This is a genomic window from Paenibacillus diazotrophicus (assembly GCF_042610465.1).
Window position 1 is genome coordinate 2,290,103 of the sequence record NZ_JBGJZN010000001.1, and the last position, 26,406, is coordinate 2,316,508.

At 49.1% G+C, this 26,406-nt stretch carries 27 protein-coding genes and 1 other RNA gene; 15 read left to right on the forward strand and 13 right to left on the reverse strand.

Translation table 11 applies throughout. The features are described 5' to 3' along the window. Positions 1–65: 65 nt before the first annotated feature. Together ACAN54_RS10490 and ACAN54_RS10495 are read left to right on the forward strand one after the other, a co-directional pair. Positions 66–497, forward strand: coding sequence for a MerR family transcriptional regulator (locus tag ACAN54_RS10490; protein ID WP_379154211.1), 432 nt, complete (start codon positions 66–68; stop codon positions 495–497). A 37-nt stretch (positions 498–534) separates the two neighbouring features. Next, on the forward strand, positions 535–1,203 hold the full coding sequence (locus tag ACAN54_RS10495; protein WP_379153756.1) for a zinc metallopeptidase: 669 nt from the start codon (positions 535–537) through the stop codon (positions 1,201–1,203). Positions 1,204–1,240: 37 nt separating this feature from the next. Here ACAN54_RS10495 and gltC read toward each other — a convergent pair whose 3' ends face one another. Continuing rightward, complete coding sequence (gltC, locus tag ACAN54_RS10500; protein ID WP_379153758.1) at positions 1,241–2,155, reverse strand: glutamate biosynthesis transcriptional regulator GltC; 915 nt, start codon at positions 2,153–2,155, stop codon at positions 1,241–1,243. Between the two features lie 14 nt (positions 2,156–2,169). Beyond that, the gene (locus tag ACAN54_RS10505; protein WP_379153760.1) at positions 2,170–2,796 is read right to left on the reverse strand and encodes a rhomboid family intramembrane serine protease; all 627 of its coding nucleotides are present in this window, start codon (positions 2,794–2,796) and stop codon (positions 2,170–2,172) included. Positions 2,797–2,910: 114 nt separating this feature from the next. Between ACAN54_RS10505 and tpx the strand changes: the two genes are divergently transcribed. Next, the gene (gene tpx, locus ACAN54_RS10510) at positions 2,911–3,429 is read left to right on the forward strand and encodes a thiol peroxidase (RefSeq protein ID WP_379153762.1); all 519 of its coding nucleotides are present in this window, start codon (positions 2,911–2,913) and stop codon (positions 3,427–3,429) included. 154 nt (positions 3,430–3,583) lie between these two features. On the opposite strand, the gene ACAN54_RS10515 is transcribed toward tpx, so the two are convergent. From ACAN54_RS10515 to ACAN54_RS10525, 3 genes are all read right to left on the reverse strand, one after another. Then, positions 3,584–3,973, reverse strand: coding sequence for a DUF1499 domain-containing protein (locus ACAN54_RS10515; protein WP_379153764.1), 390 nt, complete (start codon positions 3,971–3,973; stop codon positions 3,584–3,586). Between the two features lie 162 nt (positions 3,974–4,135). Next, positions 4,136–4,327, reverse strand: a non-coding RNA gene (gene ssrS, locus ACAN54_RS10520) — 6S RNA. Between the two features lie 93 nt (positions 4,328–4,420). Continuing rightward, entirely contained in the window at positions 4,421–5,245 is an 825-nt protein-coding gene (locus ACAN54_RS10525; RefSeq protein WP_379153766.1) for a YesL family protein, read from the reverse strand. A 179-nt stretch (positions 5,246–5,424) separates the two neighbouring features. Here ACAN54_RS10525 and ACAN54_RS10530 point away from each other — a divergent pair, with 179 nt between their 5' ends. Further along, positions 5,425–5,520: a YjcZ family sporulation protein gene (locus tag ACAN54_RS10530; RefSeq protein WP_379153768.1), complete on the forward strand. Its 96-nt coding sequence runs from the start codon at positions 5,425–5,427 to the stop codon at positions 5,518–5,520. A gap of 175 nt (positions 5,521–5,695) precedes the next feature. Here ACAN54_RS10530 and cshA read toward each other — a convergent pair whose 3' ends face one another. After that, positions 5,696–7,345, reverse strand: coding sequence for a degradosome RNA helicase CshA (cshA, locus tag ACAN54_RS10535; RefSeq protein ID WP_379153770.1), 1,650 nt, complete (start codon positions 7,343–7,345; stop codon positions 5,696–5,698). A 315-nt stretch (positions 7,346–7,660) separates the two neighbouring features. Between cshA and ACAN54_RS10540 the strand changes: the two genes are divergently transcribed. From ACAN54_RS10540 to ACAN54_RS10555, 4 genes are all read left to right on the forward strand, one after another. Beyond that, on the forward strand, positions 7,661–8,488 hold the full coding sequence (locus ACAN54_RS10540) for a YitT family protein (RefSeq protein WP_379153773.1): 828 nt from the start codon (positions 7,661–7,663) through the stop codon (positions 8,486–8,488). 173 nt (positions 8,489–8,661) lie between these two features. After that, positions 8,662–8,850, forward strand: a complete 189-nt coding sequence (locus tag ACAN54_RS10545) for a hypothetical protein (RefSeq protein WP_379153775.1) — start codon at positions 8,662–8,664, stop codon at positions 8,848–8,850. 290 nt (positions 8,851–9,140) lie between these two features. Then, a complete protein-coding gene (locus ACAN54_RS10550; protein WP_379153777.1) occupies positions 9,141–10,391 on the forward strand; it encodes a putative glycoside hydrolase in 1,251 nt (416 codons plus the stop codon). Positions 10,392–10,516: 125 nt separating this feature from the next. Further along, positions 10,517–11,887, forward strand: a complete 1,371-nt coding sequence (locus tag ACAN54_RS10555) for an MATE family efflux transporter (protein WP_379153779.1) — start codon at positions 10,517–10,519, stop codon at positions 11,885–11,887. Between the two features lie 42 nt (positions 11,888–11,929). On the opposite strand, the gene ACAN54_RS10560 is transcribed toward ACAN54_RS10555, so the two are convergent. The 4 genes from ACAN54_RS10560 to ACAN54_RS10575 all read right to left on the reverse strand — a co-directional run bounded on the left by ACAN54_RS10560 (position 11,930) and on the right by ACAN54_RS10575 (position 16,917). Beyond that, positions 11,930–12,190, reverse strand: coding sequence for a metal-sensitive transcriptional regulator (locus ACAN54_RS10560; RefSeq protein WP_379153781.1), 261 nt, complete (start codon positions 12,188–12,190; stop codon positions 11,930–11,932). A 14-nt stretch (positions 12,191–12,204) separates the two neighbouring features. Next, positions 12,205–14,682, reverse strand: coding sequence for a CoA-disulfide reductase (locus ACAN54_RS10565; RefSeq protein WP_379153783.1), 2,478 nt, complete (start codon positions 14,680–14,682; stop codon positions 12,205–12,207). Between the two features lie 116 nt (positions 14,683–14,798). Then, entirely contained in the window at positions 14,799–15,770 is a 972-nt protein-coding gene (gene pfkA, locus ACAN54_RS10570; protein ID WP_379153785.1) for a 6-phosphofructokinase, read from the reverse strand. 64 nt (positions 15,771–15,834) lie between these two features. Then, positions 15,835–16,917 (reverse strand): tetraprenyl-beta-curcumene synthase family protein, encoded by a 1,083-nt coding sequence (locus ACAN54_RS10575; protein WP_379154213.1) that lies wholly within the window; start codon positions 16,915–16,917, stop codon positions 15,835–15,837. Positions 16,918–17,140: 223 nt separating this feature from the next. Between ACAN54_RS10575 and ACAN54_RS10580 the strand changes: the two genes are divergently transcribed. Beyond that, complete coding sequence (locus ACAN54_RS10580) at positions 17,141–18,376, forward strand: MFS transporter (protein ID WP_379153787.1); 1,236 nt, start codon at positions 17,141–17,143, stop codon at positions 18,374–18,376. A 181-nt stretch (positions 18,377–18,557) separates the two neighbouring features. Here the strand turns inward: ACAN54_RS10580 and ACAN54_RS10585 are convergent, their stop codons facing one another. Further along, on the reverse strand, positions 18,558–18,755 hold the full coding sequence (locus tag ACAN54_RS10585; RefSeq protein ID WP_019911834.1) for a cold shock domain-containing protein: 198 nt from the start codon (positions 18,753–18,755) through the stop codon (positions 18,558–18,560). A 172-nt stretch (positions 18,756–18,927) separates the two neighbouring features. Between ACAN54_RS10585 and ACAN54_RS10590 the strand changes: the two genes are divergently transcribed. The 6 genes from ACAN54_RS10590 to ACAN54_RS10615 all read left to right on the forward strand — a co-directional run bounded on the left by ACAN54_RS10590 (position 18,928) and on the right by ACAN54_RS10615 (position 23,640). Next, entirely contained in the window at positions 18,928–19,161 is a 234-nt protein-coding gene (locus tag ACAN54_RS10590) for a hypothetical protein (RefSeq protein WP_074086091.1), read from the forward strand. 6 nt (positions 19,162–19,167) lie between these two features. After that, complete coding sequence (locus tag ACAN54_RS10595) at positions 19,168–19,338, forward strand: hypothetical protein (protein ID WP_379153789.1); 171 nt, start codon at positions 19,168–19,170, stop codon at positions 19,336–19,338. A 204-nt stretch (positions 19,339–19,542) separates the two neighbouring features. Continuing rightward, positions 19,543–21,333, forward strand: coding sequence for an oligoendopeptidase F (pepF, locus tag ACAN54_RS10600; RefSeq protein WP_379153791.1), 1,791 nt, complete (start codon positions 19,543–19,545; stop codon positions 21,331–21,333). A gap of 86 nt (positions 21,334–21,419) precedes the next feature. Next, the gene (locus ACAN54_RS10605; protein WP_379153793.1) at positions 21,420–21,740 is read left to right on the forward strand and encodes a LapA family protein; all 321 of its coding nucleotides are present in this window, start codon (positions 21,420–21,422) and stop codon (positions 21,738–21,740) included. Positions 21,741–21,785: 45 nt separating this feature from the next. Continuing rightward, positions 21,786–22,826: a M42 family metallopeptidase gene (locus ACAN54_RS10610; RefSeq protein WP_379154215.1), complete on the forward strand. Its 1,041-nt coding sequence runs from the start codon at positions 21,786–21,788 to the stop codon at positions 22,824–22,826. Positions 22,827–22,911: 85 nt separating this feature from the next. Next, positions 22,912–23,640, forward strand: a complete 729-nt coding sequence (locus tag ACAN54_RS10615; RefSeq protein ID WP_379153795.1) for a hypothetical protein — start codon at positions 22,912–22,914, stop codon at positions 23,638–23,640. Positions 23,641–23,800: 160 nt separating this feature from the next. Here ACAN54_RS10615 and ACAN54_RS10620 read toward each other — a convergent pair whose 3' ends face one another. Together ACAN54_RS10620 and ACAN54_RS10625 are read right to left on the reverse strand one after the other, a co-directional pair. Continuing rightward, the gene (locus ACAN54_RS10620; RefSeq protein WP_379153797.1) at positions 23,801–24,286 is read right to left on the reverse strand and encodes a tetratricopeptide repeat protein; all 486 of its coding nucleotides are present in this window, start codon (positions 24,284–24,286) and stop codon (positions 23,801–23,803) included. A 189-nt stretch (positions 24,287–24,475) separates the two neighbouring features. Next, a complete protein-coding gene (locus ACAN54_RS10625; RefSeq protein WP_379153799.1) occupies positions 24,476–26,401 on the reverse strand; it encodes an ABC-F family ATP-binding cassette domain-containing protein in 1,926 nt (641 codons plus the stop codon). Positions 26,402–26,406 lie beyond the last annotated feature (5 nt).

Consider the following 26,406-nt stretch of genomic DNA (forward strand, 5'->3'; position numbering starts at 1 on the left):
AGAAAGAAAATTTAAAATTTAGAAGAACTGAAGTTCTTTTTATCGAGGTGAGAACCCATGGGGATATGACCCTTTACCGGATCGGCGAGCTTGCCAAAGCCGCCCATACCAGCGAACGGACGATTGATTATTATACGAAGCTGGGACTGATTGCACCGGAATCAAGAAGTGTTAAAAATTACCGGCTATACAGCCATGAAACCCTGATCGCTTTGGAACGTATTAATCAACTAAAGCGGGAGAAATATACATTGGATGAGATCAAGTCCATGATGAGTAAGTGGAATGAGGCTACGCCTGAAAATGATGTTTCAGACCGGCTAGTCGAGCTTGAGATTCAAATGCAGCGCCTGGAGCGCGAGGTAAAAGCGCTCGAGCCCGTAATTAACGGTTTGAAGCCCGGGCAAGCCAGACGAGCCCTTGCCGCACTCCTCCCACAAGGGGTTGCGTGCATGGAGGCGATCAAACTTCTGCTCACTCAGGGGCCGCCAATGTAAGCAATCAGCTTAATACATTACTTCGGAGGAATGACATATGATGTATCTATTGGTAATAGTCGCTTTCCTATTTTCTTTATGGGCCCAGTTCCGTGTAAAGGGCAACTTCAATAAATGGGCCAAAGTAGCCAACACAAGCGGTATGACCGGCTATGATGCAGCACGTCGCATGCTTGATGCTAACGGGCTGGGTGATGTACCGATCGAACCCGTACGCGGTGCGCTATCTGACCACTATGACCCTATCCACCGGGTTGTCCGTTTGTCAGAGCCTGTATACTACGAGCGCTCCATAGCAGCCATTTCCGTGGCATGCCACGAGGTGGGTCATGCGATTCAGCATAAAGTTCATTATCCTATGCTTACACTGCGTCACCGGATGTTCCCGGTGGTCAACATCGCTTCGGGTATTGCGCCTTTTATGCTTCTGGCAGGTTTCTTGTTCAGTTCCTTTAACCTTATCGGTCTGGGCATCATATTCTTCTCCGCCGCTGTTGCCTTCCAGCTGGTAACGTTGCCTGTAGAATTCAACGCAAGCAACCGGGCACGCCAGGTCATGGTAGAGCAAGGATATATCCGTAATGAAGAAGAACGCGGTGTAGCCAAAGTACTGAACGCGGCAGCTTTGACTTATGTGGCAGCTGCCCTCGTATCCTTGCTTGAACTCCTGCGTCTGATCACAATGTTCCTTGGTAACCGTGACTAACCGTTGATTGACTCTATTCATAACAATACCCCGGAGGCTAGGAGCCTACCGGGGTATTGTTATTCCTGTTTCTGAAATAGGTTAGCAGAAAAGTCCGAAAGGATCGGGCTACCAGCGGAAGCTTCCCATCTGCGCGGTGTATAAGTCCTACCGTCCTTGTAATCACCGGGTCTACGACCCGCACCTGGGCGGGCTGCATCGGATTGGTCTGATACAATGCCATCTCTGGCAGAAGACTCACTCCCATTCCCGCAGCAACAAGCCCGCGGATCGTGTCTGTTTCCCCGCCCTCAAAAGCAATCTGCGGCTTGAATCCCGCCTGCAGACAAGCTTGCCATACAATAGGCCTCAGAGAGTATCCTTGACTGAACAGGACGAACTTTTCTTCCCGGAGCTGTTCCAGCCTGATCACTTCTTCCCCGGCAAGAGGATGGTTCTGGGGAAGGATGGCGAACAACTCCTCCGTCATGACAATATCCCCGGCCACATGACCGTCATCCTCTGGAAAAGGCGAGATAAAGGCCAGATCCACCTCTCCCGATATTACATCCTTAATCAAAGAAGGGTATGCACCTTGCTTAAACCTGAATTTCACATGCGGAAAATGTTTGCGGAATTCAGCAACAATGGTTGGTATTAAATGAGTGCCCAGGCTGTGGGGGAACCCGATACGGATCTCGCCGCGTTCCGGATCCAGAAATTCATGCACCTCTGCTACAGAACGCTCAAGCTCCTTTAACACGGACTCCACTCTTTTGCAAAAGAGCTGCCCCACCGGGGTCAACTGCAGGTTGCGGCCTTTTTGCATGAACAAGTCAACACCAAGCTCCTGCTCCAGCTGATGAATCTGGCGGCTGACTGCTGACTGGGCGACATGCAGTTCCTCCGCCGCTCTTGTTACATGTTCCTTCTGGGCCACCTTCAGAAAATATTGCAGCTGTCTGAGCTCCACATGAGCACCTCCCGTTATCGTCGGCTTCTTTTAAAAATGCGAATAATGATGCCATAGAGGAAAAATCCGGCTGCAAGTCCACTGAGATGGGCCATCCAGTTCACATAGGGGGTTGCAAAGGACATAATGATCCCCATCACCAGCAGGCCGTATAGTGTCTTGCGTGAGTTCTCATCCATCATCCCCCTCTGCATAAGTGCAATATAGAGAAATGCGCCGTATATGGCGTAGATTGCCCCTGACGCTCCAACAGATACTGTAGCGACATCCACTACCGAGCGGCTACTGAACACAACAGACAGATAATTGGCGATATATCCTCCGGCCATATAGAGCAGTGCATAACGCCACCAGCCCATCAGGCGCTCAAGCGGCGGGGCAAATACCAGAAGTGCAAAGCAGTTAAAGAACAAATGGGAGAACCCGTTATGCAAAAAAGTCGCTGTCACATAACGCCACATCTCAGCCTTTTCCGGCCCCGCATTTAAGGTCGCTCCATACTTCAAAAGCGTCTCCAGGTTGGTCGACCCGCCATTTGCCGTCAATACAATGAACATAAGGACATTCAGCAGAATCAGAATACAGGTTACCGGATAATAACGAATGTAACCTTTCCACTTCTCATACCTTATGAAAATCATAGTACCACTCCTTATGTACATATTTGTCCTGGTTGGACATCGAGCTTCTAAAAAGATTATAATTTATTGTGGCAGTATGAATCCAATCATGCAATTCAAGGAGGAAACAAGGATATGACGCAAGAAAGAACAGGTGTAGCCACATTCAAGGGCAATCCCATTACTCTCGTAGGGCCTGAACTTAAAGCCGGAGATACCGCACCCGATTTTGTGGTAAGCAAGAATCTTTTGGAAGAGGCCTCCCTCAGCGATTATTCCGGTAAAATCAAGCTGATTAGCGTTGTGCCTTCTCTGGATACCGGAGTGTGCGATGCACAGACCCGCCGCTTCAACACTGAAGCCGCTGAGCTAGGTGATGATGTGGTCATTCTAACCATCAGCATGGACCTTCCGTTCGCCCAAGCCCGCTGGTGCGGTGCAGCCGGTATTGACCGTGTTGTAACACTGTCTGACCACAAAGAAGCCTCCTTTGGACAAGCCTATGGCGTGCTAATCAAGGAATTCCGTCTGGACATGCGTTCAATCTTTGTTATAGACCAAAACAATACCCTGACTTATGTAGAATACCTGACAGAAATGTCCGAGCATCCGAATTATGAAGCAGCCGTAGCTGCCGTAAAAACACTCCTGTAGTAGGAAAGTGTATCAAATCACATATAGCAAGAAGAAAAGCGGCAGAAGGTCATCCTTCTCCCGCTTTTTGTTTATGATCCAAATACGATAGTGGATTCAGGCAAAGCCCGAAACCGCATACAATCCTCGTACAGGTAAAATCCATATCTTATGTTCAGTCGACTTTATATTTACCCAGCTTCTTGTCGAGTGTCTGGTATAAACGCTGAATAACACGGTAGTTGGCACCCAAATCGCCGAGCGATCCTCTGGATGCTGAATATATATCAACGGCACAGCGCACCGGAGAAGTATTCAGCACGGACACCGTGATATCAAGCGTCCGGCCAAAGCCCGTTCTTTTCTCGAGGGTAATTTCACCCACTGACTGCACTTCATGTAAGACTTTGAATCCAGGAATCTTCTTTAGCGTAGACGATACTTCTTCCCACGCCTTGTCTCTTGAAAGAGTATAATAACGCGTCTTCAATGCCGGATCTTTTGCACGGTCGCTTGTTCCGTCATGACTGCGAAATAAACCGACCAAGGTTCTTTTCAACGACAAAATACTTCCCCCTCTTCAAATCCCAAGTTCATTATTCTAAGTGTAACATTCTTAACCCCGGAACAAAAGGGCTTAGCTCACTTTCCATTATTGCTCCTATACACAAAAAAGTACCCTGTATCCGCAACAAAGCGGTTAACAGGGCACCTTGTCAATAATAGTAGAAAACCCGCCTATGCCGTCCGGCTACAGTGTCTTCTGAACCTGCTAGAGCAGGTGGGTGACCGCAGAAGTCGTTTTTGAATTCCCCAAGTCGTATAGACAGGGCATTTCAGCTGCGCTTCATATAGATCTCCCAAGACATTATCATTGGTTCAAAACAACGAGCAACCGTAACGTACATCGCAGGAATTACCCTTATTATATTGCGTTTTGACGAAAATGTAAACCTGTATGCGCTTTATTTACTACTTCAATACAGTTTTCGAATATAAATCCCGGTATTTGTTAATCTTTTGTTAAATTCGTTTGAGAGCTATGGTCGTCCTCTTCTTCTTCATCCGGATCGCCTTCTGCCTCTTTCTCAGCTGCTTCCAGCGCCGCTAGCTCTTCTTCTTGTTTCTTCTTTTCTACCTGCTCTTGAAGCTTGTTGTAGGTAGCATAGAAATTAAAGAAGGCCAGCATAGATATCAGAGTCGGAATACAAAGGGCATAAAGCACTGTATACCGCAGACCTATGTAGACTAGAACCGCTGAGCCAATAAGTGTGGAGAACACACGGATCGGCCGTGCGATGGTCAGCAGAATTGAATTGGTCACCACTTCTTTGAAGGTCATCTGATAGTGAACCACAATGGAGAAGAAGTTAAACATAGAAACGAACAAAATAATCATCAGCACCAGCATGAGTATACCGACGATTCTAAAGTTGGCCATTTGCGTCATGTATACGGTCACATCTACGTACATAATGACAAACAGCAGGGTATAGATAGCCCCTCCAAACATGCTCTTCACATAATTTTCTTTGTATCCATGAAAAAAAGTGCGGAATGTGCTGACATCGGTGTTGCCCATAACCCATTTACGAACAACAGTAAACAGCGCTGCCGTTGCTGGAAATACGGTGAAAGGCGCCAAAACCCCCAGTGCCCAGTTGAGTGTGATCTGTTCATTGGGCCCCCCTGCACCTGAACCCAACATAATCATCTTTGTTACTGCGATGAACAGAAACGGAATCGAACATAACGCCCACAAAATATTACTGAAGGCGATACGCGTAATCCACTCCGTGATGCGGTATAAACCACCCATTGCTCCCTTAAACTCCAATTTCCTTCCTCCTGTCTGTCTCGCGCATACTGCGTATCTTAACTATACCTTATTTGACCTGAACTTTTCCAGCGCCCAAGTTGGAGATTGTGGGTTTATGTCTATACATCTTTGGCGGAGAGTCCATATATTAGAAACGTAACCACACCATTCACCAAATTTTGAATGAGGTTGACAACATGTCCGCATCTGGCTGCTACAATCCCTGGACTTCCACCGGCACCATTCTAGTACTGTTCATCCTGCTTGTTATTATTACCCGTACTTTTGTATAACAGTGCAGAGCCGTTTGACCGCCCCTTTCTAAGCGGCGCCATCCGTTTCAGCGAGAAATAGTATTAGGATTGTGTTGAGAGAAAGAAATATGACCTTGCTCTATGCAAAAAAAGAAGACGAGAGCCGTCAGAACGGCTTCTCGTCTTCTTGTGTCATCAGGCATGCTGATTCATGTTAAATATCGTAGTCTTCGCGTTTAGCCGGGCGTGTACTAGTGCTGCTTGGACGTGTGGATGGCTTGCGGTCACCACTGCGTCCAGCGCCTGCATCACGGCTTGCGCCGGAATCACGGTTACCTTTGTAGCCGCCGCCATATCCGCCTGTGCTATTGCTGCCGTAACCGCTGCTATAACCACCACGGCTGCTACTGCTTCCGCCGCTTGCATTATCGCGGTTGCCACGGTATCCTCCGCCTGAACCAGAACCAGTGCGGTTGCCACCATAACCACCGTTAGGCTTGCGTCCGCTGCGGATATCATTTTTACCGCCGCGGCGTTTAGCGCGGATTGGATCTTCCGGTGTCAATTCAATCTGAGCATCCTTGGTGTCCCCGGTAAGCAGCTTCATCGCTGCTGACAGCAGCTGAACTGAATCGTATTGCTCCAGAAGCTGGATAGCAATCCCTTTGTATTCATTCAGCTCACTGCCCTCTTCAACCATAGCCAGCAAACGTTCAGCTGTAATCCGTTGTTTGCCTTCGATAGCCTCAGCCATTGTAGGAAGTGGTTTGCGGGTAATACGGTGACGGGTAACGCGCTCGATCAAATGCAGGTGATCCATCTCGCGTGGTGTCACGAAAGACCATGCAGTACCCTCTTTACCGGCACGACCTGTACGGCCGATACGGTGCACATAGCTCTCAGGGTCCTGAGGAAGGTCAAAGTTGATAACATGAGTCACACCGGAAACGTCGAGACCGCGTGCTGCTACGTCGGTAGCTACAAGCACATCGATGCTGCCGTCACGGAATTTGCGCATTACTGCATCACGCTGATTCTGGGACAAGTCACCATGAAGACCATCAGCGGAGTAGCCGCGTTTCTGAAGCCCTTCAGCCAATTCGTCTACCCGGCGTTTGGTACGTCCGAATACGATGGCCAAATCAGGAGATTCCATGTCGATAAGACGGCTCAACGCTTCAAACTTCTGGCGCTCAGGAACTTCAATATAAGCTTGATCAATCAAAGGTGCACTGATTTGCTTAGGAATAACCGAAACATGCTGCGGATTCTTCAAGAACTGCTGGGCAAGACGTTGAATGTTAGGGGGCATTGTTGCTGAGAACAGCATGGTTTGGCGTTCTTCCGGTACAAGTTTGAGGATCGATTGAATATCCTCCATGAATCCCATATCCAGCATTTCATCCGCTTCATCGAGGACAATGGTTTGAACATCATCAAGACGGATGGTTTTGCGGTTAATGTGGTCCAAGAGACGTCCTGGAGTACCGATGATAATTTGCGGTTTCTTCTTCAGTCCGCGGATCTGACGGCCGATATCCTGTCCGCCGTATATGGCCAGCGAACGAAGACCTTTGAAGCGGGTCAGTTTGCCGATTTCTTCGGCGACCTGAATAGCAAGCTCACGGGTCGGTGTCATTATAAGAGCTACAATCTTCTCTTCTTCACGGGCAATCTTGGAAATGAGGGGAATACCGAAAGCAGCTGTTTTACCAGTACCTGTCTGTGCCTGGCCGATTAGGTCAGATCCTGCCATCGCAATCGGAATAGCCTGCTCCTGAATGGGTGTAGATTCCTCAAATCCTAGCTCTGTGATTGCTTGCAGCACTTTTGGCTCCAAGCCGAATTCAGCGAATGTTTTCAAATTATTCATGCTCCTTCTATACAGTGGACATTCCACATGCTTGTCTGTATTCTTAAGTAGCGGTAAACACATTTATAGGCTGTCCAATCATGCCGGATTTTCTGCATGGTTTAGCTCGCATTGGGACCAAAAGATGTCCTGATCAGGCTAGATGAATATGCCTGAACAATCGTGTATTGCACTTTAAGCAATGCAAAAACACCATTGTAACGTCCTACTCAAGAATATCCTATACATTATATCACAAACCCGATCAGGAATACCAGTGTATTCCTTTCTTTCATTACTTACATTACACACCAGAGGTGAATTTGCTTGCCAAGATTAAAACAAATCGGGAATTACCTTGCAATTATCTTCGGGTCAGCGATGATTGCATGCGGCTTTAACCTGTTTTTAATTCCCCACCGATTGCTGAGCGGAGGAGTTTCCGGTCTGGCCATGCTGGTCGGATACTTTACTCCATTCAACATCAGCTTGATGTATCTGTTATTCAATGTACCTTTGCTGGTAGCGGGCTGGTTTCAACTCGGCCGAAGATTTATTGTTCTGAGCATCCTGTCAGTAGGAGCTACTACCTGGCTTATGGCGTTAATCCCTGTGACTCCTGTAGCTTCTGATATGTTGCTGGCTTCCGTGTTTGGTGGAGTGCTGGTTGGCGTTGGCGCAGGCGTTTCCTTCCGGGTAGGCGGTTCTTCAGGGGGCTTCGATATTCTGGGTTCCATAATCATAAGGCACCGCGATTTCCCCATTGGCAATGTGCTTGTGGGACTCAACGGTCTTGTTATTCTCACCGCAGCCTATTTTGACAACAATTGGAATTTGGCGCTGGCGTCTATGGTTTCTATTTACGTATCTGGTAAGGTCGTAGATCTGATTCACGTCAGCCACATTAAAGTAACGGTATATATTGTAACCACACGTACCGACGAACTGCTTCAACAGCTCCTCGGACTGCAGCGCGGGGTGACAAAGATTAAAACTGAAGGTGCTTATTCTCATGTGGAACGGGATATGCTAATGACAGTGACTACACGGTACGAGCTTGCTGAACTGAAGCGGATTATCAAAAGTACTGACCCGCAGGCTTTTGTAAACATCGTTGAAACGGTGGGTGTTATGGGTTCGTTCCGCAAAAGATAGGCTCAAAAAAAATGCGCATGCTTAAAAATTATGATATATTAGACACACGCAGGACCTTACAAATTTCATGAAGATTGTGATTTACCCTCTTTTTTCCTGGCACTTCGTTTTCCGATGAACCCTGAATTTCAATTCAGCACTATTCGAAAAAGGAAAGGGTGATTGTTGTGGAAATGGAAACGGTAAAACTGTCAGCAATCGTCATGAGATGGTATCCGGATATGATACCTTTTCTGAAGCAGGATGAATTGAACTCCGTGATTGTTCTGCGGGACGGTCTGAGTATTCTGGAACCGGAAGATGCCATGGAGATTATCCATTACAGCATTTACGAGCATCAGAATACTGCGTATCTTCAATAAGCTCAATAAGCACAATGTTTGGGAATCAGTTTCAATAGTTGCCGCTTTGGATTCGGCCACATGCCGGACCCAAGCGGCATTTACTTTTTAAGGCTGAAAGCACGTCCGGTGGAGGCCGGTGAATCCAGTCTGATTATTTGCAGGGTTTAAAATCTGTACATCCCGTTTATAAACAACAAGAGCGGTTTTTATGCGGACAAAATTACGTGGATTGTTACAAGTCTGTTCTTTTTGGACGCTGCCGTTCCTTTATACTTTAATGGAATGTACATAAAGGGAGAGAATAAAAAATGAATATCACCTGGGCACTACTGATGATGGCTCTGGGAAGCGTCGGTGTGCAGTCTAATTCACACGAAGCAGACGTTGCTGCCGCACTGCAATCTGCCATGAACCCATCCATCGCCGCACAACACACAGCAAATCCTGACACTCCAAAGAATACTGCGGGAGGCAATGGAGCCACACCTGCTCCAAGTGCTTCGCCGGGTGCCGAAGCTTCTCCGGGTGCTACAGACACCGCTCTTTTAGCCGATCCGCAGCCAGATGCCCCCAAGATCAAAGGCATATATGTAACAGCTTATAGCGCTGGTGGATCGCGGATGGAAACCCTGCTCAACTTGCTTGATAAAACCGAGCTAAATTCCATGGTTATTGATATTAAGGACGACGCAGGATACATCACATATAAAACAGATAACGCTGAGCTTCAGCAAATGGGCCATCCTCAGCCGTTCATTGGTGACATTAACAAACTAATGGCGCGATTAAAGAAGCATGATGTCTATCCCATTGCCCGGATTGTTGTGTTTAAGGATTCCGTGCTCGCCAAGAAAAAACCTGAGATGTCTTTCGTAAAAGCCGATGGTTCCGTGTGGACCAATAAAGGCGGAGATAGCTTCGTGAACCCGTATAACCGGGATGTATGGAAATACAACGTGGATATCGCCAAAGAGGCTGCCAAACTCGGCTTTAAAGAAATCCAATTCGATTATGTACGTTTTCCTGAAGGCTTCGAAAAACGTGCAGATACACTCAAATACACCAAAAGCGACCGTCCGCGGGTTGAGATCATTTCAGATTTTGTGAGATATGCCAAATCAGAACTAGGGCCGCTTGGTGTCCGCGTATCGGTTGATATTTTTGGCTATGCGGCCTCTGTGCCTGCTGCAGAAGGCATCGGCCAGGACTTTGTAAGGATCTCCAAGAACGTCGATGTTATCAGCCCAATGGTGTATCCAAGCCATTACTCAACAGGCTGGTTTGATGTAAAAGATCCGGATAAGAACCCTTACGCTACAATCAAAGGTTCCATGGTGGATACACATAAAAAACTTGATCCCCTTGGAAGCTACAAACCAGTTATCCGCCCCTGGATTCAGGATTTCACCGCAAGCTGGCTCGGAAGCGGACATTATGTTAAATATGGTAAACAACAGGTTGAAGACCAAATTCGTGCCCTAAAGGAAATGAAGGTCGACGAATTCCTGCTCTGGAATGCCAACAACCGTTATACTTCAGGTGTAGATTACGAAAAATAAGTAAACAGCTTCCTGCCATTTTCGAATATTAATTCAACATGCATCCATTAAAGACCCCACATTGTGGGGTCATTTTACTGGGATCCGTCCCGATATTTAATAAAGAATGATGAGGCTTAAGTACAATGATCCCAACAAATTCATTAAAGCAAAAAGCTAGACAATTCCTCTATATTTTATTCCCTATCCTTATTACACAGGTCGCCTTATCCGCCATTACTTTTTTCGATACGAATATGTCCGGCAAATATGGTACGAATGACTTGGCTGGTGTTGCCATAGGAACAAGCTTGTGGATTCCTATTCAAACCGGGCTCAGCGGCATCCTCATGGGGATTACCCCCATAGTTTCTCATTTGATTGGAAGCAAAAAAGATAAGGATGTGGCTTATCAGGTTACTCAAGGCATGTGGCTGTCGCTGCTCATATCGCTGCTGGTTCTGATACTCGGCGCCTTCGCCCTTTCACCAATACTTGACTTTATGAATCTGGAACCACAGGTGCGAGATATCGCTTTCCGTTTCCTCTGCGCCATCTCGGTAGGAATCATTCCGCTGTTTGGATACACCGTTATACGCAGCTGTATTGATGCTCTCGGTCAGACACGGGTCTCTATGTTCATCACACTGATTGCACTGCCGGTCAATGTAGGCCTCAACTATCTCTTAATCTTCGGGAAATTCGGATTCCCTCGTCTTGGAGGTGTGGGTGCAGGGGTCGCCTCAGCCATAACCTATTGGGTGATCTTCGCTATCTCCCTGCTCTTCGTCTACCGGACCGAGCCCTTCCGAGGCCTGCGATTATTCCGGAGCTTCTACTCCATGTCCCGGCGGAGCTTCAAAGAGCTGCTTAAGATCGGCGTGCCTATTGGCTTCTCCATTTTCTTTGAGACGGCTGTCTTCTCTGCTGTAACCCTTCTAATGAGCAGATTCGATACCGTGACCATTGCCGCCCACCAAGCGGCCATTAATTTCGCTTCCACACTGTATATGATTCCGCTGAGCATTTGCATGAGCCTTACGATCCTCGTTGGCTTCGAGAGCGGGTCCGGCAGATTGAAGGATGCCCGTCAATACGGAATAATGGGCATCGGGACTGCCGCTATTCTCTCTATGGTTACAGCTCTCGTGCTGCTGTTCGCAGGCAATCATGTTGCCTGCTTGTACTCAGATGAGCCAGAGGTGATTTCACTCATCCAGCATTTTTTAATTTACGCCATTTTCTTTCAGATATCTGATGCCATTGCCACTCCTACACAGGGGGTTCTTCGGGGCTACAAGGATGTGAACCCGGCATTTATTATCTGTTTTATCGCCTATTGGGTAATCGGCCTACCCACCGGGTATCTGTTAGCAACCTATACACACTTAGGTGCGTACGGTTATTGGATCGGACTGATCACCGGGCTTGCCATAGGGGCTATCCTCCTGCTGTCCCGTCTTGTCAAAATACAGCGCAAGTACGGACAGACCCACGCAAAAACTGCCCGGATATAATAAAAGAACAGCGCGGATATACTCCCGCAGCTGTTCTTTTTGTTAGCGGCTTTTCACGATAAGCTCTACCGCATCCTGAATGACTTGATTGGGAGAATTCCCTTGCTCCAGTTCCTCCTGGATACAATGCTCCAGATTGGCCCCAATGACGGCACCTGCCGTACGGTCCACTGCGGTTCTTATTGCCGTCAACTGAATAACAATCTCCCTGCAGTCTTGTCCTTCTTCAAGCATACTTAACACGCCCCGCACTTGTCCTTCAATCCGTTTGAGTCTATTCTTGATCGCTTTATCGTATTCCATTAGTAACACTTCCTTTAGATGAACAAATTGACACCCGAATCCTCAGCAGCCCCTAAATAACTGGCGACACCGCCAAATTCCACGCCTGCTATTAATTCCTCCTGCTTGATTCCCATAATATCCATACTCATTGTACATGCCATTAGCTTTACACCCGCATGGATTGCACCCGACATCAGCTGTTCAAGAGAGTCCACATTTTTTCGTTTCATGGTGTGCCGGATCAATTTTGCACCCAATCCCCCCATATTCATTTTGGACAAGGATAATTTGCGGGTACCTTGGGGCATCATCATGCCAAACATCTTGTCGAGTCCCTTTTTCTGAACCGCCGGAGCCTGCTCTCGGCGTAGCAGATTCAATCCCCAAAAGGTGAAAAACATGGTAACTTGCTTGCCCATTGCAGCTGCACCTGAGGCAATAATAAAGGAAGCAATCGCCTTGTCCAGATCGCCGCTGAACACAACCATAGTCGTTCCTTCCTTCTCCACAGGAGTAGGCAAGGAAGCCGCTGTCCCTTCTGGCTTCTGTATTCCTTTGCGCACAATGGCCTGAACCTTACCCTTTGAGACATCCAGGGATTCCAGTGTATTCTGCGTCTTGAGACACCACTGCCGGATATCCGGGCCAAAGCCGAAATCAGTTGCAACAATTTCAAGCAGCTGTCCTTCTTTCATGGACTTCACTGTCTCGTATACTTTGAGTATAGGGCCGGGACACTGCAATCCGCAAGCATCCAGCATAATTCGCTGTTCAGCGATAACGGAATTTGCTTGATCCGTAAATTCAGGCACTGTAATAACTGTCTCAGTTGCCATCTTATCTCCTTGTAGATCGTCACTGCCTTCCCTGACCATAACAGCGTAGGTTTTATATCCGCCGTCAACATTCTTCACGTCGAATCCGTGCTGCATCAGCATCCTGGCAGCAATGTAACCTCTAAGACCGACTTGACAGGATACCGCAATCTTAATATCTGAAGGAATTTCCGCCAGGCGGGTTCTCAGCTCGGGAAGCGGGATGTTGATGGACCCGGGGATAAATCCGGCAAAACGCTCCACCTCATCTCTGACGTCGATAATAAGTCCTCCTGTCCGGGAGAAATCATCCACCTCGTGCCATTGAAGGTTCTTCACCATACCATCCATAACATTAGAAGCAACATAACCGGCCATATTGACAGGGTCTTTCGCCGAAGAATACGGTGGCGCGTAGGCCAGCTCTATATCCGCCAGTTCGTCTGCCTTGAGATTCCCACGGATGGCGGTGGCAATCACATCTATCCGTTTGTCGGCACCATCGCTTCCTACTGCCTGAGCACCATATATTTCTCCTGTGTGCGGGTTGAACAGCAGCTTAATAGCAATAGGGGCTGCATCAGGATAATAACCTGCATGTGAATTCGGATGAATGTGGATGGCCTCATAGGGTACACCTAGAGATTTCAGTGTTTTCTCGTTGTTCCCGGTAAGGGCTGAGGTTAAGCCAAAGGTTTTGATAATCGCTGTGCCCAGTGCACCTTCATAAGCAATGGACCGGCCATTGATATGATCTGCGGCAAGACGGCCCTGACGGTTAGCCCCCCAAGCCAGTGATACCATCGTTTCGAATCCTTGAACCTTATCCCTCACTTCAATAACATCTCCGACTGCGTAGATCGCTGGGTCGCTTGTCTGCAGTGTAGTGTTAACTTTCACAGCTCCCCGGACTCCCAGTTCCAGTCCACTATTTCTAGCCAGCTCATTCTCCGGTGTAACTCCAATGGCCAAAATAATCATATCTGTAGCCAGCGTTAATCCGGATGCGAGCTGTAGGGATCGGCCTCCCTCCGTAATCGCCTCCACACCTTCATTCAACCTGAATTCCACTCCGTTCAGGCGCATGTGTTCTTCTACCGGTCTTGCCATTTCGGGATCGAGCGGGTTCAGTATCTGAGTTCCCCGGTCAATAACCGTCACTTCAAGCCCGCGCTCCCGCAGATTCTCCGCCATTTCCAGTCCGATAAATCCCGCACCAATGACCGTTGCATGCTTCGGATGCTGATGATCGACATATGCCTTGATCCGGTCTGTATCCGGAATGTTTCTCAGCGTGAACAGATTACCCGCACTGGTAATCCCCGGAATTGGGGGAACAATCGGTCTTGCACCCGGAGACAGAATTACAATATCGTAAGGAATTTGAACAACTTCACCTGTAATTACATTACGGGAAACAACTTGCTTGCTCTCACGATCAATAGCTGTAACCTCAGTAAATGTCCTTACATCTATATTAAATCTTTGCTGTATCCCCTTCGGAGTCTGCAGAAACAACTTCTCCCGGGAGTCTATGGTTTCTCCAATGTAATAAGGGAGGCCGCAATTGGCAAAAGAAACATGCTCTCCACGCTCCACCAGGATAATCTCATCAAGTTCATTTAATCTCCGCAGACGTGCAGCTGCTGAAGCACCACCCGCCACACCGCCAACAATTACAATTCTCTTGCTCATTCTTATTTTGCCCCCTTGTTTATACCCTATAGGGTATATTTTATACAGTAGGGGGTATGTAGTCAAGAAAAAAAGACCGCCATTCATGGCGGTCGTATCGAAGCACAATTTTTATTTTATTGAGAAAGGCGGGAAGCCAGCTCGTAAAGCTCAACATCAAAGTCTTTTTTGGTATTAACCACCAGATCAATGTCAGTAAGTGTCAGCTCACCTTTGATAATACCGCAAGCTTTGTCAGAGTGACCTTCGAGCAAGGACCGCACAGCAAAGTCACCCAAACGGCTGGCCAGATTCCGGTCTCCTGGAGTGGGAGTACCTCCACGCTGAATATGTCCAAGAACGGTAACGCGAGCGTCCAGGGAGGCGTGACGGTCTTTCAGCGCTTGAGCCACATCTTCACCCTTGCCTACCCCTTCAGCGACAATTACGATACTGTGGCGTTTGCCACGGGCAAAGTTATCGCGCATCCGGTCAGCTACCTCGTTAAGATCATAAGGCATTTCAGGCACCAGAATCGTCTCGGCTCCGGAAGCAAGGCCGGCGTGAAGCGCAATGTCTCCGCAGTGGCGGCCCATAACTTCCACGATGGATGAACGCTCATGCGAGGACATCGTGTCACGGAGCTTATTGATGGCATCAACTACAACACCTACCGCAGTATCAAAGCCAATAGTGTAGTCAGTGAACGAGATATCGTTATCGATGGTACCAGGCAGAGCCATGGTATTAATACCAAGCTTGCTGAGTTTGTTAGCTCCCTTATAAGAGCCGTCTCCGCCGACAACGACCAATCCGTCGATTCCCATCTCATTCAGAATATCAGCACCCTTTTGCTGTCCTTCAGGAGTCACAAACTCGAGACAGCGGGCCGATTGGAGAATAGTGCCTCCACGCTGGATGATATCACCGACACTGCGCAGATCCATAGGGAAAATGTCGCGGTTTAGCAACCCCTGATATCCACGCTGAATTCCGAACACTTCAATGCCATAGTAGATTGCGCTGCGCACTACTGCGCGAACCGCGGCATTCATGCCCTGGGAATCTCCACCACTGGTTAATACTGCGATTTTTTTTACGTTTGCCATCCTGTTAGTTCCTCCTTAAAATTGTGCGGAGCCCGTTCTTGAACAGAATTACGCCCCACAGCCTCTAATACATATGTCTGCGTATCCAGCGGCTGTTCACGAAGAAGAATAATCTTGTCAGAGGACTTCTTCTCATCAGACGCCTGGATACCGAGCGAACCTCCCGCTGTTCGCTAACTTTCGGATCGGATAAATAAAGTGCCAGCAAGCCTTCGATGACCATACGATGCATTGAGGTCTCGGGTAGATTCCGGACATCCCTGCGGGCCCACTCCACAATGGAGGCGATCCGGTTCAGCATGGTATCGGTATTGTCATAATAATTGCAGAAGTTGAGATCCCCGCCAGCCCGGTCTTCATCCTGATCAATCAGGTAATCCAGCAGAATGTGCAAACCGCATAAATGTGGAAAGTACGCTGCCCGGATCGAAGCCGCTGCTGATGTGCTCAGCTTGGGATCGCACGAAGCCAGAAACAACATAAACACACCCAAGGTAGAGCCTGTTGCTGCCGCAAATTCATTCCACTGCAAATGCGGAGCCCGTTTTCCTTCCACCTCCCACCATTCCTTCAGGGCAGCCTCCCTGAGATCGGGGCGAATGTGCTTATAAACCTGCAAATCCGTATACAGCACAGCCAGACCATGTACTTCTTCAGCTGCCGCAGCATAGCCTGGCAACAGGGACGTCATCTCCTGGCATTTACGGACGAGCCTGTGAAGATATCCTCCGTCGTTCTGCTCACTGCGAAGTGCATAGTAATTACCAAGCTCAGCCTTGGGGTTAATGGCGTCCAGCATGGATTGATGCAGCAGCCTGAAGTCGGCGGGATCAAGAGAAGTACTGCGGTCACACAGGTTGTCCAAATAATCACTGATCGTCTGATAAGCAACAATAAGCGGAATCAGTATATGTCTCATCGACAAATTGCCGGCGGCATATATTCCGCCACCCTGGCAGTGAAACTCTTTGGTCTCAATGCTGGCAAGCGCTTGCTTCCGTAGCTCGGGATCGGGAATCCCTTCTGCATCCTGGCGCCAGAAATGGAGACATTCCGCCACTTCCGGCAGCACGTACTTGTAGACCCTGCTCATCAGCCCTATGGGGCCACGAGGGCTAAGGTAACGGCCTTGCTCAAATTCATTCAATGACAGTGCCTCCACATTGTTGTCTCCTTATCCAAATCATCATTATTATAATATGCAGAGCGTATTTGTACAAACAACAAAATCACTTTCGCAAAACCATGAAAGATTCAGAAATCTCCTGTTACAGCGGACATCCAGCGTTAGCTTTATGCTATAGTAGAACGCGTTCAACACAAAAGTATGGATTATGAGGCCATATTACATATCCGAAGGAGTGCAAATCATGTTATCAGAACGGACCGGAGGCCAGTACAGTGACCAAAACTGGCTGCGATCCTTTATGTTCACGCTCTACGGCACCAGTGTGCTGGTTGTCTCTTATTTCCCCTTATTCTATACTCACATTGGGTTCAGCAGCCCGCAGATTGGAATCCTGTATTCTATCGGGCCGCTGATCTCCATTTTATCCAACCTGTTCTGGAGCATGATGAGCGACCGTATGGGCACGGTCAAAAAAATCATGGCCATTCTATTGGCGGGCCAATTGGTAACTGCGCTGCTGCTGGCAAGAACTAATGATTTTGGGACCGTAATGCTTATTTTGTCCCTTTTCTATTTCTTCTATTACCCGTTATTCCCGCTTGCCGATACAATGGCAATCAAAATTGCCCAGCGCCACGGGCGCAATTTCATTACGATCCGGGTATTCGGGTCACTTGGATACTCCTTCTTCGCACTGACGATTGGTTATGTACTAAGGGCTTTGGGATCATCGTACAGCATAGCGGTCTGTATTGTAATTGTAGTTATTGCACTACTCATTACCTTTGGACTGAAGGATGTCAAACGGACCGAAATAGACAACAAGGCTGATACAGCCGGTTCCCCGGCAGAACCGCTTAAGCGCGGAGGCCTGAAACAGATTTTGCTGCAAAAGGAAGTGTTATGGTTCTTCGGCAGCGTATTCGTGCTTGCGATCGGTTACCGGATGAATGAAGCGTTCTTAACGCTCAGCCTCAAAGCCATGAATGCCGGAGATGAGATTATCGGATGGTCGCTGCTGGCTTCAGCACTGAGTGAAATCCCGGTATTCTTCGTCCTGAGTAAATATGGTGATAAATTCAAGGAGTTACCCCTGCTCGCATTTGCCAGCCTGATGTTTGCCGCCCGGTTCCTGTTCATGTCCCTTGCGAATGAGCCCGGTGCGGTGATAGCTATACAGGCTATGCACAGCATCTCCTTCGGCATATATTACGTGACGGCTGTGCGGTATATTACGCGCATAATTCCCGATCATCTCCGTGCAACGGGCATGGCCATCTTCACTGTTGTATGGTCAAGCGCAGCCGGTCTGCTCAGCGGAACATTTGGCGGATTAATCTACGAGGATGCCGGACGTACGGTATTCTATGTGGTGGCCATGAGCTTCTCGCTGCTGGCCTTCGTTGGTTTTTTATCCAAACACCTTCTGGACACTGGTTTCAGTATTCATCGTTATTCCCGCCGTAAAAGTAATTAGTTCTATCCAAGGGCTGCACTTCTTATATAGTGCAGCCCTTGGTGGATAAAAAGGCGAAAATAAAAAAACACAGTTCCCGAAAGAACTGTGTGCTTTGTAAGTTCTGGTTACCACTCTCGCAAGTGTTGCCATTCCAAAAAATATATGTTGTGACTGACAGATTAAACTGTCTGGCCGTTTATTATAATTTAACTACGTTAGCTGCTTGGGGACCACGGTTACCATCAGTAATATCGAACTCTACCGCTTGACCTTCATCCAAAGTCTTGAATCCGTCACCTTGAATTGCTGAGAAGTGAACGAATACATCTTCGCCGCCTTCTACTTGAAGAAAACCATAGCCTTTTTCTGCGTTAAACCATTTTACTGTACCTTTCAAATGAACAACCTCCTAAAAATACCGCCATATATGACGTATGCTTACATTATACCCCAACTATACCTGCGAATCAATCCATCATTTCCCTTCTAAAGTGATAATATTTGCTTTTCACTTCCTGCGTGCGTTATCATTGAGCCAAAAGCCAAAAATCGCCAGGGTGGTAATGATAATGATCAAAAAACATGAAATATACAAAACAGACAAGTGGAATATGATGACAGTAGAGGTTCAGGGGCGCTATATTGTTCTCCGTGAAATTTCTGATCAATGGGGAGAAGAAACACATACTTTTATGAGCCGTCCAGCTATGATGCAATGGGTCAACAACCGTTTCAACAAAGAATCTTACAAAGATAATGAAGAAGAGTACAAGAATATCATCGCAGCTTTCAAACAGGTATAGCCGGAGATGGATAACGAGAATTTAGTCATCTTCATCATTGTTGTTCTCTGTCTGGGAGCAGTGCTGGTCATGGGTAAGGAAAAAGTGCCGCCGCGCCTCAAGCGCGGTATGGCCCTGACTGCGGTCATTCTGATTGCCATGGCTTTTATCTTCATTATCTATAGCTTGCTAGCATAGCATCTGGAACAGATCATTAATAATCAGGATTTGGCAGGGCATACTAAGTCAACCTTAAGTGTTAAGGAGGCTTCCGTTATGTCCTTTTCCGCCAAGACCCTTCCGCTACTGCTTGCCTTAAGCCTGCTGCCGGGTAATCCCGTATCAAACGCGGTACTACAGAAGAATATGCCTATATCATCCCATCATCCGAGGAGGATTTCTATGGAACAATTATTGAAGAGAAGTGAAGTGCCCGCCGAAAACCGCTGGAAGCTTGAGGATATATTTGCTTCACAGGAGCAATGGGATGCAGAATATAAAGAGGCCAAGGAGCTGATTAGCAGCGCTGCCGATTTCCAGGGCAAGCTTGACTCTCCCGGAGCACTCAAACAATGCTTTGAGCTCGACGACAAACTGTCCCTGCTCACCGAACGCCTCTATGTTTACGCGCATATGCGCCAGGATGAGGATACGGCCGCCCCAACCTACCAGGCCCTCTCCCAGAAAGCCAAGAAGCTTGGAGTAGAAGCCGGGGAAGCTCTTTCTTTTGTCACACCGGAAATCCTTGCACTGCCGAATGAGACGCTGGACCAGTTCATTGCTGACCCTTCACTCTCAGACTACACTTTCACATTGACAGAAATGAAACGCGAGAAAGCGCATGTTCTCTCCAAAGCGGAGGAAGCTCTACTCGCCCAGGTAGGCACCCTTGCCCAAGCGCCGCAGACGGTATTCAGCATGCTGAACAATGCGGACTTGAAGTTCCCGAAGATCAAGAATGAGGAAGGCAAGGAAGTTGAACTGACGCATGGCAGCTACATTCAGTTCCTCGAAAGTCCGGACCGCGAGGTTCGCAAGAATGCTTTTAAAGCAGTCTATGAGACGTATGGCAAACAAAAAAATACAATTGCTTCCACACTGAGCGCAAACGTCAACAAAAATGTCTTTTACTCACGTGTGCGCAAGTACCCTTCTGTTCTAGAAATGTCCCTCTATGGCGATAACATCCCCAAGGAGGTCTACACGAATCTGATCGATACCATTCATGAGAGCCTGCCGCTGATGCATCGTTATATGAAGCTGCGCCAGAAGCTAATGGGTGTCGACGAGCTACATATGTATGACCTGTTCGCACCGCTGGTAGACGAATACAAGCTGGATATTACCTTTGAAGAAGCCAAGAAGATTACCAAAGAAGGATTGAAGCCCCTCGGCGAGGATTATCTGGGTGTGCTGCAGGAAGGCTACGACAAGGGCTGGATTGATGTCTACGAAAATGAAAACAAACGCACCGGCGCATACAGCTGGGGAGCTTATGGTACCCATCCTTATGTGCTGCTGAACCATAATGATAACCTGAACAGCATGTTCACACTGGCTCATGAAATGGGCCACGCCCTGCATTCCTACTATTCGGACAACACACTCAAATACCGGGATGCACAGTATACAATTTTCCTCGCAGAAGTGGCTTCTACAACCAACGAAGCACTGCTGATGGACTATCTGCTCAAGAAGTCTACCGATCCGAAGGAAAAAATGTACCTGCTCACTTACTATGCCGACCAGTTCCGCACGACTGTATTCCGGCAGACGATGTTCGCTGAATTCGAGAAAATCATTCACCAGCGCGCCGAAGAAGGCGAATCGCTGACGCCACAGGATCTGTCGGAAATCTACTATGACCTTAACGTCAAGTACTATGGCAAGGATATGGTGGTTGATAAAGAGATCGAGATGGAATGGGCCCGGATTCCGCATTTCTACAACAGCTTCTATGTGTACAAATATGCTACCGGCTTCTCGGCGGCTACCAGCTTTGCGAAGCAGATTCTGGAAGAAGGCAAACCGGCGGTAGATAAATATCTCGGCTTCCTGAAGAGCGGCGGCAGTGATTATTCGATCAACATTCTCTCCAAGGCAGGCGTTGACATGTCCTCTCCTGCACCCATCCGTGAAGCGATGAGCGTCTTCGAAAGTGTAATTGAACAGATGGAACAGTTGACCAAATAAGGCATACCGCTTAGTATTACTGTAATCCCTTGCCCTCTGCGGGCAGGGGATTTATCTTGTCATCCATGCTTAGAGGAGGAAGTTACATGCGATTGCAATGGTCACTTATTTTAGGACTGATCTTCGCTCTGATTACAGCCGTGTTCGCAGTCATCAATGTAGATCCGGTTGAGGTCAATTTCTATTTTGACGTTGTCCGTATCCCACTGATCCTGGTCATTCTGGGCTGTGCCCTGATCGGCGGGGTTATTGTCGGCTCCTACGGCATCTTCCGTCAATACAAGCTCCAGAAACAGATCAAAGGTCTTACAGCTGAGCTGAACAAGCTCCGGGATGCGGATCATTCCTTGGATGCGGTAGCACTGAATCAGGACAGCTTCTCTACAAACAGTACGCCGCAGCTATGAGGTGAATTGCAGTTTCAATCTAATAACAGGAGGACATTTACCTTGATTACCATTCAACCTAATGAAGAATACATTCTAACCGTTCTTAAAAAACTGCTCGATACCCCTAGTCCCAGCGGCTATACAACTACAGTCATGAACCTTGTAGCTGAGGAAGCGGCAGCACTGGGTGTGTCGATGAGCTGGAACGAAAAAGGCGGCTTAATCCTAACCGTTCCCGGCCTTGATCCAGCCCGCACCATCGGCATCAGCGCCCATGTGGACACGCTTGGAGCCATGGTCCGCTCTATCAAACCGAACGGCACGCTGCGTCTAACCTCTGTCGGCGGTTTTACCATGAATAGCATCGAAAATGAATATTGCGTCATTCATACCCGCACTGGCCTCACTTATACCGGCACCATCCTGAGCAGCCATCCTTCTGTCCATGTCTATGCGGATGCGCGTGACTTCAAGCGTTCTGAGGAAAATATGGAGATCCGGATTGATGAAATGGTCTCCACCAAGGACGAAGTCCTAAAGCTAGGTATTGCTGTAGGTGACTTCATCTCCTTCGATGCCCGGGCAGTTATCACACCTAGCGGCTATATCAAATCACGCCATCTGGATGACAAAGCTAGCGTTGCCGCTCTGCTGGGACTGCTGGAGAGTATCCGACGCGAAGGCTGGAAACCGCTGCATAACCTCTCCCTGCTAATCTCCAATTACGAAGAAGTTGGTCACGGCGCAGCCTGGATTCCGGGTGAGATCAGCGAGATCATCGCGGTCGATATGGGTTGCATGGGTGATGATCTAAGCTGTAAAGAGACGGATGTCTCCATCTGCGCCAAGGATTCCTCCGGACCCTATGATTATGCCATGACCGGCCGGCTGATTGAACTTGCGAATCAATTGGCTATTCCATTCGCGGTCGATATCTACCCGCAGTACGGCTCTGATGCTTCCGCCGCCCTGCGTGGCGGGAACAATATCCGGGCTGCGTTGATCGGCCCAGGCGTACATGCCTCCCACTCCATGGAGCGCACGCACAAGCAGGCTGTGCTGAACACAGCCAAGCTTCTCGCAGCATATGTGGGCGCGAACTGAGGTTGCACTTGCTGGCCTGCGGCGGGCCGCGCAGCGCAGGCCGTGGCTGACAGCCGCCGTTCTTCTGACGGCGGCTGTTGCTGTTATGGCGGCTATCGTGCTGCTGACGAAGCCGCATCCGAGGGAGGCCTTCCACGGCCTCCCTCACGCTTACAGCTACCTGCAGGCGGACAGCTCCGGCAAGGTGCAGCTGTATATGATGTCAGCGGCACCAGCTGACATTGTGCTGCGCAGCGTGGTTTCACCGCTGCGCCCGGTTGCCGCCTACGGGATTAACGGCGGCTTCTTCTACGGTAGCGACCTGCTGTCGGTCGCGATCATGGACGACCGGCCGGTGAACGGCGTTCAAAGGGCGTATGGCTCGGGCTGGTTCAACGCCAAATATGCGCGTGGAACGCTGGTATGGGACGGCGCGAGCGGTTCGATGTCGGTTCAGGTCGTCTCCTCAGGAGATGACCTGTCCGTCACGGACCGCGGGCATTACTGGGCGCAGGGCGGGATCAGCATGAACCTGCAGCATGATGAGCTGTGGCAGGCCGCGGCCGCCACAGAGCATCTGCCCTATGCTGACGAGCAGCGGATGCGCTCGGGGCTGGTCTACGATGAGGACGGAAAGCTGTGGCTGATCGTTACACCATCACGCTGTACGGCAGAGGAATTCCGTACAGCCATTCTGGAGACCGTCCCCGGTGAAGGGCGGGAAGGGATCTTCCTCGACGGCGACGGTTCCTCGCAGATGAACGCCGAAGAGGCTGTGCTGACCGGCGACTCGCGGCCGGTCGTGCAGATGGTTGCCCTGGTAGGCGGCAAATAACCTGCCGGAGGGTTCGCCGGATGAAAAGGCGAATCTACATTAATTTCCAAGACCTTATCTTCCATAGCCTTAATATGAGCCCCGGAAGAAAATATATAGCAATAAAATAAGCAGGCAGGTTTCCGAATCCGGAAATCTGCCTGCTTGCAATTCTGAATTCTTATTCCCACACCTGATCCAGCTTGTCCGAATAGTACAGAATAGCCTGGCGGTAACTCCCGATCCCTTTATCGGAAGAAGTCTCCGCGAGCAATGTCAGCGTCAACTTCATCGCTTCACTATGATCACCCAGATTGTGCAGTGCCATGGCCAGAAAAACCGCAAATTCCTTCTGCTCCGGATACTCGTGCAGCCCCTGCTCCAGCACTTCCTTGGACCGGGTATACTCACCCAGGGTCCGGTAGGTGCTGCCTAGTCCCAGAAGAGCACCCATACGCTGCTCCTGGGCCAGGCCCAGTGACAGACTGCGCTCATAGTAAGGCACAGCCTTCCGTTCCAGGCCCAGTACATCATGGGTCCAGGCCAGCTGATAGTGCAGCTCTGCATTCTCTTCATCTCCACTCAGCAAGGCAAGAAGCAATTCTCTTGCCTCTTCAGCCTTCCCGGCGGTGCGAAGGGACACTGCGTCTTCAATCGAATGTGTCAATCTCTTCTGCCTCCTCTTTGCGCTGTAAAGCCGTTACGTTATACGAAAACACAGCATTCAGGGCAGGAGCTCTGAATGCTGTGCTAATGTCACAAATGTGGTGAGTCATCAAGCGTAATAGCAGGTAGCCGTCACTAGGATGATGCGAAAATGACGCTTGATATCCAAGGATTAAAGGATACCCGCCTCCTACACTTTACCGGCAATCTTCTCTGCCAGCTCATTCAGATACGTCCAGCGCTCCATCAGACGCTCCAGCTCGGCTTCTGCCTGCCGCTGCTTCTCGACCAGCTCCTGAAGCTTGCCTGAATCCGCAAAGGCTGCTTCCATCTGTACACTAATGTCGGCCAGATGCTGTTCTGCCTGCTCAATGGCCTCGTCAATTCCTTCATATTCACGCTGTTCCTTGAAAGTGAATTTCAGCTTTTCTCTGGAAGGAGATGTCGTTGGGGTTGCCTGTCCTTGTTCCGGAGCAGAGCCGCGCTTGCCTGAACTCTCTTCTACTCCATCAGCAGGGACATTCTTCGCGAGCCATTCCTCGTATTCACTATAATCGCCTACATGCAGACGAATGCTTCCATTCTCAAAAGCAATCAGCTTATCCACTGTGCGGTCCAGGAAATACCGGTCATGGGATACTGTAAACACTACGCCCGGGAATTCGTCCAGATAATCCTCCAGTACGGCAAGTGTGCCGATGTCCAGATCGTTGGTCGGTTCGTCCAGCAGTAATACGTTGGGCGCTCCCATCAGGACTCGCAGCAGATAGAGACGTCTCTTCTCTCCTCCGGAGAGCTTGGCAATCGGCGTCCACTGCATAGCCGGTGGAAAAAGGAACCGTTCCAGCATCTGTCCGGCAGTAATTACACTCCCGTCCGCTGTACGGATGATCTCCGCTTCTTCCTTTACATATTCTATGGCCCGCATGGTGTCATCCATATCCTGATGCTCCTGGGTGAAATACCCCAGCTTGACGGTTGCACCAAGCTGAACCTCTCCGCTGTCCGGCTGCAGCTTGCCGGCAATCAGATTGAGCAAGGTGGATTTGCCGCTTCCGTTCGGACCTACAATGCCTACCCGGTCCTGAGGTACCGCGATATAGGTCAGATCCTTAATCAGTGTCCGTCCATCCAGGGACTTGGTTAGATCTTTCATCTCAATAATTTTGCGGCCCAGACGTGTTGAGGCCACGGAAATGTCGAGTGCACCCGTTGCAGCCGCCCCTTGACTATCCTTCAGTTTCTCATAACGGTCAATTCTGGCCTTTTGCTTCGTCGAACGGGCCTTGGCGCCACGGCGAATCCAAGCCAGCTCGGTACGCAGCAGATTCTTGCGCTTCTGCTCCATGGACGCCTCACGCTCCTCGCGTTCGGCCTTCAGCTCCAGGAACCGCGAATAATTCGCTTCATACCGGTACAGCTGTCCGCCGTCCAGCTCCAGCATGACACTTGCCACCCGCTCAAGGAAATAGCGGTCATGGGTTACCATCAATAGTGCGCCGCGCCGTTTCTGCAGATATTGCTCCAGCCAGGCTACTGAGTCTGTATCAATATGGTTCGTAGGCTCATCCAGGATTAGCAGCTCAGAAGGGGTAATCAGGGCCGCTGCAAGCGCAACCCGCTTGCGCTGTCCGCCGGATAACGTCTCCATCCGCGCATCAAACTGTGTAATGCCGAGCTTGGTGAGCACGGTTTTGGCTTCACTCTCCAGCTGCCACGCGCCGGCAGCGTCTATCGCCTGTCCAATCTGTACCAGCCGGCTCTCCAGGGCAGCGTCGCCCGGGTTTTTATCCAGAAGAGACAATGTCTCCATATACTCCCGCATGGTAGCAAGCTCCGGCTCATCCCCGGCAAAAACCTGCTGCAACACGGTGTTGTCCGGCTCATACGGCGGATTCTGTGCCAGGTACTGTACCCGCACCGAATTTCCAATGGAAATTTGTCCGGCATCTGCTGTATCCAGACCCGCAATGATTTTTAGAAAGGTAGATTTCCCTGTACCATTCACACCGATGACGCCAATCTTGTCTCTGTCATCCATTCCAAACGATGCATCCCGGAACAATGTTTTTTCCCCATAACTCTTGGAAAGATGTTCCACGGTCATAATATTCATGCTCT